An 11,897-nucleotide genomic window follows, 5' to 3' on the forward strand; every position below is an offset into this window, starting at 1 on the left:
TCCCGAGAAGGAGGGCCGGGATCTCACCGCCTACTGCAGGGGCGTCACCGCGAACCTGATCGAGCGCGACCTGCTGCGGCGCAAGGCCGAACTGCTCGGCCGACTCCAGCGCACCGATGCGGCCGCCGACCCCGGCGGGTACCGCGAGGTGCAGGTCGAACTCGTGCGTATCGAGGCCGAGCGCCGCGAACTCCGTTCGGAGTAGTTCACCGCAATTGCGGTGGGCGTTGTTGCAGTCGAGTAAACATTGGCCCATATCTGCCCCGTCGATTGGTCGCGCTCGTCGGATCTGTGTTACCAAGGAGTCATACAGCAGTGCTCTGGCGTGCCATTCGAGGCACACCTTTGTGTTCTTTACGAGAGAGGCAGACGGATATGACATCCGCATCCACGTTCCGCAAGCGAACGCTCGCCGTGCTGGGAGGCACCGCAATCGCGGCGCTCGCCCTGTCCGGCTGCGCCGCCGGCGGTGGCTCTACCACTGGCAAGACGGCCGCAACGTCGCTCACCGTCGGCACCACCGACAAGGTGACGTCGCTTGACCCGGCCGGTTCGTACGACAACGGCTCGTTCGCCGTGATGAACCAGGTCTATCCGTTCCTCATGAACTCCAAGCCCGGAACCTCCGATGTCGAAGCCGACATCGCGGAGTCCGCCAAGTTCACGGCTCCCACCGAGTTCACCGTGGTCCTGAAGAAGGGACTCACGTTCGCCAATGGCGACAAGCTCACCTCCTCCGACGTGAAGTTCTCCTTCGACCGCCAGATCAAGATCGCGGACGAGAACGGCCCCTCGACCCTGCTCTACAACCTCGAGAGCACCGAGGCGAAGGACGACACCACCGTCGTCTTCCACCTGAAGGCGGCGAACGACCAGATCTGGCCCCAGATCCTCTCCAGCCCCGCCGCCCCGATCGTCGATGAGCAGGTCTTCTCGGCCGACAAGGTCACGAGCGACGACGACATCGTCAAGGGCAAGGCCTTCGCCGGCCAGTACACGATCGGCAGCTACAAGTTCAACCAGCTCGTGCAGTTCAAGGCGTTCTCGGGCTACAAGGGCGTGCTCGGCGCCCCGAAGACGGCCACGATCAACCTCAAGTACTACACGGACCAGTCCAACATGAAGCTGGATGTGCAGAAGGGTGGCATCGACGTCGCCTCGCGGAGCCTCTCCGCCACTGACGTCGCCGACCTGAAGAAGGACTCGGCCGTGAAGGTGACGACGGGCCCCGGTGGAGAGATCCGCTACATCGTCTTCAACTTCGACACCCAGCCCTTCGGCGTGAAGTCCCCGGGCGCCGACCCGGCCAAGGCCCTCGCCGTGCGCCAGGCCGTTGCCGACCTCGTCGACCGCCAGGCAATCGCCGACCAGGTCTACAAGGGCACCTACCTCCCGCTCTACTCCTACGTTCCGGCCGGACTCACCGGCTCCAACACGGCGCTCAAGGGCCTCTACGGAGACGGCAAGGGCGGACCGGACGGTGCAAAGGCCAAGTCGGCCCTGACCGCGGCCGGCATCACCGCTCCCGTCGTGCTGAACCTGCAGTACAACCCGGACCACTACGGTGCATCCTCGGGCGATGAGTACGCTCTCGTGAAGAGCCAGCTCGAAAAGGGCGGGCTGTTCACGGTCAACCTGCAGTCCACCGAGTGGGTCACCTACTCGAAGGACCGCACGAAGGACCTGTACCCGGCCTACCAGCTCGGCTGGTTCCCGGACTACTCGGACGCCGACAACTACCTGTCACCGTTCTTCGCGAAGGACAACTTCCTAGCGAACCACTATGACAACTCCGAAGTCGACTCGATGATCAAGGCCCAGGCCGTGGAGACCGACAAGGCGAAGCGCACCAAGGACATCGAGACCATCCAGGACAAGGTCGCCGCTGACCTGTCCACGGTCCCGCTGCTCCAGGGCGCGCAGGTCGCCGTTGCCGGGAAGGGCGTTTCGGGAGTGACCCTCGACGCGTCGTTCAAGTTCCGTTTCGGAACCCTCACGAAGTAGCACGAACCGCCGTCGAAACGTGGCGGCACAATAGCGCTGTAACGGCGCGCCAGATGACCGGCTAAAATCTCTTTAGCCGTAGACGGGGACGGTCCGCACCAGTTGCGGGTCGTCCCCGTTCTTTTCGCCGGACCCTCTTCAACGCAGCAGAGTGTCCTGACAGCCCAGATTGGTGACCATGACGACATCCGTGATTCCGGCCGAGGCGCCGGCATCGCCTCCCGGCACGCGGAGGCGGAAGGCCGGCGGGGGTGGTCAACTCGGGCGATACCTCATCGTGCGGCTGCTGCTCATCATTCCGACGGTCTTCATTCTCGTCACGATGGTCTTCATCCTCATGCGCACGATCGGCGACCCGATCACCGCCGCCCTCGGCGGCCGGTTGAGCGCGGCCCAGTTGCAGGAGCGCATTCACGCCGCGGGGTACGACCGCCCGATCCTCGTGCAGTATTTCGAGTATCTCGGCCAGATCTTCACCGGCAACTTCGGCACGACGATCAGCGACAACCAGCCCGTGACCAAGGTGCTGCTCACCTATGGCGGAGCCACCCTCGAGCTGGCGTTCTACGCCCTGATCGTCGCGTTCATCGTCGGAATCCCGCTCGGCATGCTCGCGGCCTATTTCCGTGACAAGTGGCCGGACGCGATCTTCCGGGTCTTCGCCATCCTCTGCTACGCCACGCCGGTCTTCTTCGCGGGGCTCCTGCTCAAGCTGGTGTTCTCGGTCTGGCTGGGCATCCTGCCCGTCTCCGGCCGAGCGTCCACGAGCACGGAACTCGACATCGAGTTGCTTCCGCACCCCACCGGCATCTACCTGATCGACGCGATCCAGACCGGAAACCCGGCTAACCTCGCGGATGTGCTCGCCCACGCGATCCTGCCCGGAATCGCCCTCGGCCTCCTGACCGCGGGGATCTTCCTGCGACTGGTACGCACCAACGTCATCGGCACGCTGTCCGCCGACTACGTGGATGCCGCCCGGTCGCGCGGAGTGAGCGAGTACCGCCTCGTGCGCCGTCACGCCTACAAGCCGGCGCTGATCCCCATCATCACCGTGATCGGGTTGCAGATCGCCCTGCTGCTGGGCGGTGCGGTGCTCACGGAGACGACCTTCGAGTGGAAGGGCCTCGGCTTCATGCTCGCCCAGTATCTCGGCGCCCGTGACTTCGTCGCCGTGCAGGGAATCGTGGCCCTGCTCGCGGTCGTCGTGGCCGTCACAAACTTCATCGTGGACGTCATCGCCGCCCTCATCGACCCGAGAGTGAGGTACTGATCGTGGCCATCGACACGGCAGAACAGGGCGTGGACCTCGCCCCGAAGCGCCCGCTGTGGACGCGCATCCCGGTGGTGCACCAGGTGCGGCAGAGCGTGGGACTCCAGCGCGGGATGCTCGTCGCCGGGCTCATCATCGTCGCGATCTTCGTTCTCACCTCGATCTTCGCGCCACTGCTTGCGCCGTTCGGGTACTCCCAGCTCTCCGACGCGGCCGGCAACTTCGGTGCGCAGAAGCCTCCGTCGGCAACCCACCTCCTCGGGACGACCGTCGGCGGTTACGACGTGCTCTCCCGGGTGATCTGGGGATCGCAGACGGCACTGTTCGTGATCGTCGTGGCTATCGTGCTCTCGATCTTCGCCGGCGTGCTCCTCGGCGTGGTCTCGGGCTATCTCGGTGGCTGGCTCGACCGCGTCCTGGTCGTCGTCTGCGACGCGATCTACGCCTTCCCGACCCTGCTGCTCGCGATTGTGATGTCGATCGTGATCTCCGGTGGGCGATCGAATCTCGTGGGCGGCGTGTTCGCCGCGGCGATTTCGATCACCGTGGTCTTCATCCCGCAGTACTTCCGGGTGATCCGGGCGGAAACCGTGCGCATCAAGGCCGAGGCCTTCGTGGAGTCGGCCAAGGTGCTCGGCGCCTCCTCCGGTCGAATCATGTTCAGGCACATCCTGCGCAACGCCACTCGCACGCTGCCGCTGATCTTCACCCTCAACGCTTCGGAGGCCATCCTCACCCTGGCCGGACTCGGCTTCCTCGGCTTCGGCATCGAGCCCACGTCCGCGGCCGAGTGGGGCTACGACCTCAACAAGTCGATCTCCGACGTCACGAGCGGCATCTGGTGGACCTCGGTCTTCCCGGGCCTTGCGATCGTGCTGGCCGTGCTCGGGATGACCCTGGTCGGCGAGAGCCTCAACGACCTCGCGGATCCGCGACTGAGAACCAGGCGGCGGGCCGACGGCTCGGCGCCGCCCGCCCCGACCCTGGACACCGCCCCCGAGGCGAGCACGGATGTCGTCGGCGATCTCGCACTGGAGGTGCGCGAATGAGTTCACTCACCCGCGGCGAACAGGCGGTCGGCATCACCGACCTCACCATCACCTTCGCCACAGACGGTGGCGACGTGCGCGCCGTCGACGGCGTGACCCTCTCGGTGAACGCCGGCGAGGTGCTCGCGATCGTCGGCGAGAGCGGAAGCGGCAAGACCGTGACCGCCAAGTCGATCCTCGGGCTGCTGCCCGAGACGGCCACGGCATCCGGGGTCGTTCTGCTCGGCCAGGACAACGTCGTCACCGTGAGCAAGGCCCGGCTGCGGGAGATCCGCGGCACGAGTGCCGCGATGGTGTTCCAGGAGCCGTCGACGGCGCTCAACCCCGTCTATACGGTCGGCTGGCAGATCGCGGAGGGGCTGCACGCCCACGGCAAGTACACCCGGGCGGAGGCAAAGGCCAAGGCGATCGACATCCTCGAGAAGGTCGGCATCCCCGACGCGGCCAACCGGGTCAACTACTACCCGCACCAGTTCTCCGGCGGCCAGAAGCAACGGGTTGTCATCGCCATGGCACTCGTGCTCGACCCGGAGCTGATCGTCGCCGACGAGCCGACGACGGCCCTCGACGTGACCGTGCAGGCCGAGATCCTTGACCTGCTGCGCCGGCTGCGCGACGAATTCGACACGGCGATCGTGCTCATCACCCACAACATGGGAGTCGTCGCCGACCTCGCCGACCGTGTGGCGGTGATGTTCGAGGGCAAGGTCGTGGAGGAGGCGGATGCCACCTCCCTCTTCGAAAACCCGCAGCATCCGTACACGAAGAAGCTGCTCGCCGCCGTGCCCTACCTGGGCTCTGGCACCGTCCGCACACAGGAGCGTGCTGCCGAACGCGCCCTCACGACCTCGGCGCCGCTCGTGGTCGCCAAGGACCTCGTGATCGAGTACCCCGGCCGCCTCGGCAGGAAGGGATTCCGCGCCGTCAACAGCGTGAGCTTCGAGATCGGCGCGCGCGAGGTGCTCGGCCTGGTCGGCGAGAGCGGATCGGGCAAGACCACCATCGGGCGGGCGATCGGCGGTCTCACCAAGATCACGGGCGGGTCGCTCACGGTGCTCGGTCAGGAGATGCTCGGGGTGCACGAGCGCCGGTTCCGGCCGCTGCGCCGGGACATCGGCTTCGTGTTCCAGGACCCGGCCACGAGCTTCAATCCGCTCCTCACGATTGCGGAGTGCGTGGCCGAGCCGCTCATCGTGCACGGCAAGTCGCCGAATTCCCGGGCGGCGCGGTCGCGGGTGAACGAGTTGCTCGAGGCGGTTCAGCTGCCCAGGGCGTTCGGCGACAGGTTCCCGCACGAACTGAGCGGTGGCCAACGCCAGCGGGCGTCCCTCGCCAGGGCACTCGCCCTGCAGCCGAAGCTGCTCATCGCCGACGAGCCCACGAGCGCGCTCGACGTGTCCGTGCAGGCGAAGGTGCTCGAGCTGTTCGCCGAGCTGCAGAAGGAGTTTGGTTTCGCCGCGCTCTTCATCAGCCACGACCTCGCGGTGGTCGACATCCTCGCCGACCGGATCGCCGTGCTCTACCAGGGGCGACTCGTGGAGGAGGGGACAGGGGCCGAGGTGCTCGGAGCCCCGCAGCATCCGTACACCAAGCGGCTGCTCGCCTCGCTGCCAGTGCCGAACCCGGCCGAACAGGCACTCAGACGCGAGGAACTGCGGCTCCTGCGGTCCGAGGAATAGCGTGGAGTCCCCGCCCGCGGGCCTGGTGGTGTCGGCACGCGATGTGTCGATCCGCTACCGAGCCAACAACACCCAGTCGCGTTTTCTCGCGGTCGGCGGGGTGAATCTCGACATTGCGGCGGGCGAGATCGTCGGACTGCTCGGCGAGTCCGGTTCCGGCAAGTCCACGCTCGCGGGGGCGATAGCCGGGGAGATGGGGCAGATCGGTTCGGGGGAGGGCACCCCCGAGATCTGCGGGGGATCGCTGGAGGTGTTCGGCCGCGAGCTTCGCGGTATCGGCCGGCACCGACGAGATCGTCTCACCCTGCGGATCGGCTACCTGCGCCAGGACGAGGCCGAACGCCTGAGTCCCATCCTCACGATCGCGGAAAACGTGGCGGAGCCGATCTACCGGCGCGACCGCAAGTTCAACGTGCGCGAGGCCAATGCGGCCGTCGCCACCGCGATCGACGCGGTGCGGCTGCCGCTGGGCCTGATGTCCCGGCTGCCGCACGAGCTCAGCAGCGGGCAGCGGCAGCGGGTTGCCCTCGCCAGGGCGCTCATCCTCGAGCCTGCACTGCTCGTGGCCGACGAGCCCACCCGCGGGGTGGATGCGCTGGTGCGGGACAGCGTGCTCGACACGATCGCGGCGCTCCAGCACGATCGGGTCTTCTCGGCGCTGATCGTGAGCAGCGAGTTATCCGTCGTGTCGAGGATCGCCAGCCGCGTCGTGGTGCTGCAGCGCGGGGTCGTGGTGGGCGATGGCCCCATCGACGAGGTGCTCTCCGATCCGGAGGACTACTACGTCAAGGGGCTCGCCAAGGCCAGGCGGCTCGAGCGCTCGAGGGGGCTCGATGTCCACGAGTGAATCGACGGTGCGCTTCCTCGAGGACCAGCTGGCCGGCCTCGCCATCAGCACCACCAGGATGTTCGGCGAATACTGCCTCTACTGCGACGGGAAGGTCGTCGGCTTCGTCTGCGACGACACCCTCTTCATCAAGCCCAGCCCGGTGGATGCGGCGCTCCTCGACCGCACGGAGCCGGCGCCGCCGTATCCGGGCGCCAAGGACTACCACAGCGTGCCGCCGGGCGCCCTGGAAGACCGGGACTGGCTGCAGGAGGTCGTTCAGGCGACCGCCGACGCCCTGCCGGCACCGAAACCGAAGAAGGCGCCACGCGCCGGGAGATCAGCCACGTGACCACAACGCAGCACGCCGTCTCACAACACCGCGCCGTCTCCGCCCGCGAGGTCGAGGCCGTACCGCCGGAGCGCAGGCCCCACACGGGAACCATCGCGGTGATGCCGGATGACGATCCGACGTTCGCGGACGCGGTGCGAGCCGGCGGCGGGGAGATCGCCCCGCTGTCTGAGCACACTCGCGGCCTGGTCTGGCTGTCCTACGGCGACGCCCAGGACCTCGTCGACGTGCTCGACGCCCACCCCGCCATCGAGTGGGTGCAGCTGCCGTATGCGGGAGTCGACGCCTTCTCGCACGTGCTTGCCGTCTATGCCGACCGACCGCTGCCGCTCTGGACGAGCGCGAAGGGGGCGTACTCGCAGCCGGTCGCCGAACATGCGCTCACCCTCACCCTCGCCCTGCTGCGCCTCATTCCGATGCGGGTGCGCGCGACGAGCTGGCCCACCGGGGAGAAGTTCGGCACCTCCCTGTTCGGGCTGAACGTGCTCATCGTGGGCGCCGGCGGGATCGCCGTCGAGCTCATCCGCTTGCTCGAACCGTTCGGGGTGCATGTGACCGTGGTGCGACGCAGCCCGGGAGACCTGGCGGGCGCCGAGCGGACGGTCACCTCCGACCGGCTCGGAGAGGTGCTCCCGCAGGCGGACGTCGTGGTGATCGCCGCGGCCTTCACCGACGGCACCCGCCGGCTGATCGGCGCGCCGGAACTCGCCGCGATGAAACCCACCGCCATCCTCGTCAACATCGCGCGGGGCGGGCTCGTCGACACCGCGGCCCTCACCGAGGCGCTCGCGTCCGGGGAGATCGCCGGCGCCGGGGTGGACGTCACCGACCCCGAACCGCTCCCCGACGGGCATCCGCTCTGGAACGAACCCCGAGTGATCATCACGCCGCACAGTGCAGACACCCCGGCGATGATCGCTCCCCTTCTCGCCGAACGGATACGAGAAAACGTCGAGGCGTTTCTCGGCGACGGCCGCTTCGTGGGCGTCGTGGATGTCGAGGCCGGCTATTGAGGCCCGTCACGCACTGGATCGGCTCGTACACCGCCTCGATGGGCGGTGACGCGCTCGGAATCGGCGCGGCGGCGACGCGTGAGGACGGCACGCTCGAATTCCTCGGGCTGGCCGCCGAGACCTCGTCGCCGTCGTTCCTGGCCAACGGCGTCGTGCCGGGCATCGTCTACTCGACGGACGAGGGCTCCGGCCGGGTCGAGGCCTTCCGCCGGGTCGACGAGTTCGGGCTGGCGGCCCTCGGCGGCCGGGCGGTCAGCGGCGGGTCGCCCTGCCACCTCAGCGTCACGGCGAGCCGGCTCTACGTGTCGAACTACGGCGACGGATCGGTCGATGTCTTCCCCCTCGACGCCGAGGGACGCATCGGCGAACTCGCCCAGACCCTGCAGGGCTCGGGGAGCGGCCCGACCGAAGACCAGGGCGGACCGCACGCCCACGCCACGCACGTCGTGGGACCCACGGTGCTGAGCGCCGATCTCGGCGCCGACCGGGTGCACGTGCACCGGGTGCGCGGCGGAACGCTCGAACGGATCGGAACCGGGGTATTCCCCCCGGGCACCGGCCCGCGCGACTTTGCGGACAGCTCCGGCGAGCTCTACCTGCTCGGAGAGCTGGACGGCGGCGTGTACCGCATCGACGAGGCTGCCCGCACCATCGCGAGCGGCCGTGTGGTGGCCGACTGGGTGACCGGCGACCACGCGGCGGCCATCGCCATCGACGAGCACGGCACGTTCGCCTACGTTGGCCTGCGTGGCTCGAACCGGGTGGCCGTGCTGATGATCGACGACCTCTCGCCGGTCGCCGCCGTGCCGACCGGCGGGTCGTGGCCCAGACACCTCGTGCGCGACGGCGGAGTGCTGCACGTGGCGAACCAGCTCTCGAGCACTGTCACGAGTTTCCGGCTCGAGCCGCACACCGGCATCCCGCGCCCGCTCGGTCGCCCGGAGAGCGTTCCGTCGCCCACCTACCTGCTGCCGGTGGGCTGAACCGCACCGCCCTCCCGCGGGTCGAGCCTCTCGCGAAACGCCCACCCGCGGCGCCGATTTGGAGACCGGCCAACCTTTGGTAAAGTGGGCAAGCTGTTCACAGCAATCCTCGATAGCTCAATTGGCAGAGCAGCCGGCTGTTAACCGGCAGGTTCTTGGTTCGAGTCCAAGTCGGGGAGCTCGAAGGCCGCAAGGGGCTCCACCCCCTGCGGCCTTTGTTCGTTAAGCGCCGTACTCCCCGCGGAGTACCGACTGGCCGCCGCGGGGTGGATGCCTAGTCCCGTGCCCCCAACTACGATCGGTCCATGCCCTACCGCGCCCGTTCTGCAGAAGCGCACTGGCGTGAACCCTGGGACGAGCGGGCATTCGAGAACCGGCCGCACTGGCGGATGTCCCGGCGGGCGAAGCTGTGGATCCCGGTCGTCGTCTCGTTCGTCGTGCAGGTGCCTGTGGTGCTCTTCCGCGGACGCGGCGGTGGCCCGCTGCACGCCGTCGGGTGGTCGGATCGCAACCAGGTGCTCCTGGCCCTCGCGATCGCCCTGATCGGCCCGCTTGCCCTGATCGGCGCGAGGCGGTTCCCCGGACCGGTCGTGGCGATCGCCGCCGCCGCCGGCTGCGCCGACCTCCTGTTGTTCAGCGACAGCCTGCATCCGCCGTACATCGCCCTCGCCTTCGCGATCGTGTCGGCGATCGTGCGGGGCGCCAGGGTGTGGGCCTGGATCTCCGTGGCCGTGGCCTGGGTGGCCACCCTCGTCATCGCGATCTGGTTCGGACTGAGCCTGTCTCCGCCGCGGATCGCCGCCATCACGCTGGGAATCCTCATCGTGATGGGCATCGGAGAGGGCATCCGCACCCGCCGCGAGCGTTTCACCGAGTTCTCCCGGCGAGTCGCCGAACGCAAGCAGTCCGAGGTGCAGGCCGAACGCGTGCGCATCGCCCGCGAGCTGCACGACGTGCTTGCGCATTCGCTCAGCCAGATCAACGTGCAGGCCGGAGTGGGCCTGCACCTCATGGACCAGCAGCCGGAGAAGGCCAAGGAGGCCCTCGCGAGCATCAAGGAGACGAGCAAGACCGCTCTCGACGAGGTGCGGTCGGTGCTCGGCATCCTCCGGGCGGAGGGCGGAGCGGACCCGAGCGCCCCGCTCGTGCCCGAGCCAGACCTCAGTCGGCTTCCCGGTCTTGTCTCGTCCGTCTCCGGGGAGGGCATCGAGGTGGAACTGGTGGACCACCTCACCACGGTTCCCTCCGCCGCGACCCAGTTCGCGCTCTACCGCATCGCGCAGGAGTCGCTCACCAACGTTCTGCGGCACGCCAGGGCCGCCAAGGCCACCGTGCACCTCCGCGAGGAGGCGCGCACCTACATCCTCTCCATCACCGACGACGGCGTCGGTGCGACGGCGGCGAAACACGATTCCGGCGGGCGCGGGCTGCTCGGCATGCACGAGCGAGCCGAGCTGCTGGGCGGCACGCTCGAGGCCGGACCGCTTCCCTACCGCGGGTTTCGCGTGACCGCACGCATCCCCACCCACACGACGGACGTGGTCGAATGATCCGCGTCGCGATCGCGGACGACCAGCAGCTGATCCGCGGCGGGTTCCGCTCCCTGCTCGAGGCGGAGCCCGACCTCGAGGTGGTCGGCGAGGCGGGAACGGGACGTGATGCCGTCGCGCTCGTGACCAGGGAGAAGCCGGATGTCGTGCTCATGGACATCCGCATGCCAGACGGCGACGGGCTGTGGGCCACCGAGCAGATCGTGGCCAACCCGGCCCTCGCCAGCACCCACATCGTGATCGTGACCACCTTCGAACTCGACGAATACGTGGCTCAGGCCATCCGGGCCGGGGCGAGCGGCTTCCTCGTGAAGGACACCGAGCCCGTGGAGCTGATCCGCGCGGTGCGCGTCGTGGCCGGGGGAGAGGCGCTGCTGTCGCCGAGTGTCACCAAGCGACTGCTCGAACGGGTTGCGGGCACGCTGAACGAGGCTCCGGATACCTCGGCGCTCAACGTGCTCACCGACCGGGAGCGCGAGGTGCTCGCCCTCGTGGGCCACGGCCTCACCAACGACGAGATCGGCCGCAAGCTCTTTCTCAGCCCGCTCACCGCCAAGACCCACGTCTCGAGGATCATGTCGAAGCTCGGCGCGCGCGATCGTGTGCAACTCGTCGTGGTCGCCTACGAGACCGGCATCGTGCGGGCCGGCTACCTGGAGTAGCCCGGCGGCCGAGAATGCTCCCTGGGCAGTACTCGGCAGCATCCCGTGGGCAGATTCGCCCGGGCCGGCGAGCGACGATCCTGAGGGCATGAGGTTCCGCCGGAACCCCCGATCGAATGGAAACATCGTGCTTTCGACACTAGCCATGGCCGCGCCTGCAGCGCATTGGTTTGGACCAATGGGCGCCGGGTTCGGTTTCCTGTTCCTGCTCATCCCGTTGTTCTGGATCGGCCTGTTCGTGCTCATCTTCAGTCTCGCCGGCCGTCGGTGGCGTCGCGCGGGCTGGGGCGGACCTGGCCACTATGGACCGGGCCACACCCCGTGGGGCGGTGGAGCCGCGCGTTCTGCCGAGTCCACCCTCGCCGAACGATTCGCCCAGGGCGACATCGACGAGAAGGAGTACCGTGCCCGGCTCGAGGTGATTCGCGCCAACGCCTATCCGCAGCCGCCGGTAAAGTAGTCCGGCGCTCGCGAACCGGTGGCCGAACGCCGGCCGCCGGTTCGCG

Annotated in this window: 11 protein-coding genes, 1 tRNA gene and 1 pseudogene; all 13 read left to right on the top strand. The window is 68.1% G+C overall.

Annotated elements, in window-relative coordinates:
• A pseudogene (locus tag ACHZD8_RS16485) lies at nucleotides 1-205 on the top strand (DNA primase); the annotation flags it as partial.
• A gap of 170 nt (nucleotides 206-375) precedes the next feature.
• Nucleotides 376-2,004 carry an ABC transporter substrate-binding protein gene (locus tag ACHZD8_RS16490; protein WP_394771516.1) on the top strand — a complete coding sequence of 543 codons (1,629 nt, stop codon included), beginning with the start codon at nucleotides 376-378 and terminating at the stop codon, nucleotides 2,002-2,004.
• 178 nt (nucleotides 2,005-2,182) lie between these two features.
• Entirely contained in the window at nucleotides 2,183-3,277 is a 1,095-nt protein-coding gene (locus tag ACHZD8_RS16495; protein ID WP_394771517.1) for an ABC transporter permease, read from the top strand.
• A 113-nt stretch (nucleotides 3,278-3,390) separates the two neighbouring features.
• Complete coding sequence (locus tag ACHZD8_RS16500) at nucleotides 3,391-4,326, top strand: ABC transporter permease (protein WP_394771525.1); 936 nt, start codon at nucleotides 3,391-3,393, stop codon at nucleotides 4,324-4,326.
• The gene (locus ACHZD8_RS16505) at nucleotides 4,323-6,005 is read left to right on the top strand and encodes an ABC transporter ATP-binding protein (protein ID WP_394771518.1); all 1,683 of its coding nucleotides are present in this window, start codon (nucleotides 4,323-4,325) and stop codon (nucleotides 6,003-6,005) included. The genes ACHZD8_RS16500 and ACHZD8_RS16505 overlap by 4 nt, the downstream gene beginning before the upstream one ends.
• Before the next feature lies 1 nt (nucleotide 6,006).
• The gene (locus ACHZD8_RS16510; RefSeq protein ID WP_394771519.1) at nucleotides 6,007-6,852 is read left to right on the top strand and encodes an ATP-binding cassette domain-containing protein; all 846 of its coding nucleotides are present in this window, start codon (nucleotides 6,007-6,009) and stop codon (nucleotides 6,850-6,852) included.
• Entirely contained in the window at nucleotides 6,839-7,183 is a 345-nt protein-coding gene (locus ACHZD8_RS16515; RefSeq protein ID WP_394771520.1) for a TfoX/Sxy family protein, read from the top strand. Before ACHZD8_RS16510 ends, ACHZD8_RS16515 begins: the two co-directional genes overlap by 14 nt.
• Nucleotides 7,184-7,281: 98 nt before the next feature.
• Nucleotides 7,282-8,196 (top strand): D-isomer specific 2-hydroxyacid dehydrogenase family protein, encoded by a 915-nt coding sequence (locus ACHZD8_RS16520; RefSeq protein WP_394771526.1) that lies wholly within the window; start codon nucleotides 7,282-7,284, stop codon nucleotides 8,194-8,196.
• Nucleotides 8,193-9,179 (top strand): lactonase family protein, encoded by a 987-nt coding sequence (locus tag ACHZD8_RS16525; protein ID WP_394771521.1) that lies wholly within the window; start codon nucleotides 8,193-8,195, stop codon nucleotides 9,177-9,179. The genes ACHZD8_RS16520 and ACHZD8_RS16525 overlap by 4 nt, the downstream gene beginning before the upstream one ends.
• Nucleotides 9,180-9,285: 106 nt before the next feature.
• Nucleotides 9,286-9,358: transfer RNA gene (locus ACHZD8_RS16530), tRNA-Asn, on the top strand.
• 126 nt (nucleotides 9,359-9,484) lie between these two features.
• Nucleotides 9,485-10,729, top strand: coding sequence for a sensor histidine kinase (locus tag ACHZD8_RS16535; RefSeq protein ID WP_394771522.1), 1,245 nt, complete (start codon nucleotides 9,485-9,487; stop codon nucleotides 10,727-10,729).
• Nucleotides 10,726-11,391: a response regulator gene (locus ACHZD8_RS16540; RefSeq protein WP_394771523.1), complete on the top strand. Its 666-nt coding sequence runs from the start codon at nucleotides 10,726-10,728 to the stop codon at nucleotides 11,389-11,391. Before ACHZD8_RS16535 ends, ACHZD8_RS16540 begins: the two co-directional genes overlap by 4 nt.
• Nucleotides 11,392-11,569: 178 nt before the next feature.
• Nucleotides 11,570-11,851, top strand: coding sequence for an SHOCT domain-containing protein (locus ACHZD8_RS16545; protein WP_394771524.1), 282 nt, complete (start codon nucleotides 11,570-11,572; stop codon nucleotides 11,849-11,851).
• The last annotated feature ends 46 nt before the right edge of the window (nucleotides 11,852-11,897 follow it).

It is taken from the genome of Lacisediminihabitans sp. (genome assembly GCF_043726815.1).
GTDB lineage: Bacteria > Actinomycetota > Actinomycetes > Actinomycetales > Microbacteriaceae > Lacisediminihabitans.

Coding starts and splice junctions, on each gene's coding strand:
- ACHZD8_RS16490 (WP_394771516.1), top strand. CDS start 376: ATGACATCCGCATCCACGTTCCGCAAGCGAACGCTCGCCGTGCTGGGA.
- ACHZD8_RS16495 (WP_394771517.1), top strand. CDS start 2,183: ATGACGACATCCGTGATTCCGGCCGAGGCGCCGGCATCGCCTCCCGGC.
- ACHZD8_RS16500 (WP_394771525.1), top strand. CDS start 3,391: ATGCTCGTCGCCGGGCTCATCATCGTCGCGATCTTCGTTCTCACCTCG.
- ACHZD8_RS16505 (WP_394771518.1), top strand. CDS start 4,323: ATGAGTTCACTCACCCGCGGCGAACAGGCGGTCGGCATCACCGACCTC.
- ACHZD8_RS16515 (WP_394771520.1), top strand. CDS start 6,839: ATGTCCACGAGTGAATCGACGGTGCGCTTCCTCGAGGACCAGCTGGCC.
- ACHZD8_RS16535 (WP_394771522.1), top strand. CDS start 9,485: ATGCCCTACCGCGCCCGTTCTGCAGAAGCGCACTGGCGTGAACCCTGG.
- ACHZD8_RS16540 (WP_394771523.1), top strand. CDS start 10,726: ATGATCCGCGTCGCGATCGCGGACGACCAGCAGCTGATCCGCGGCGGG.
- ACHZD8_RS16545 (WP_394771524.1), top strand. CDS start 11,570: ATGGGCGCCGGGTTCGGTTTCCTGTTCCTGCTCATCCCGTTGTTCTGG.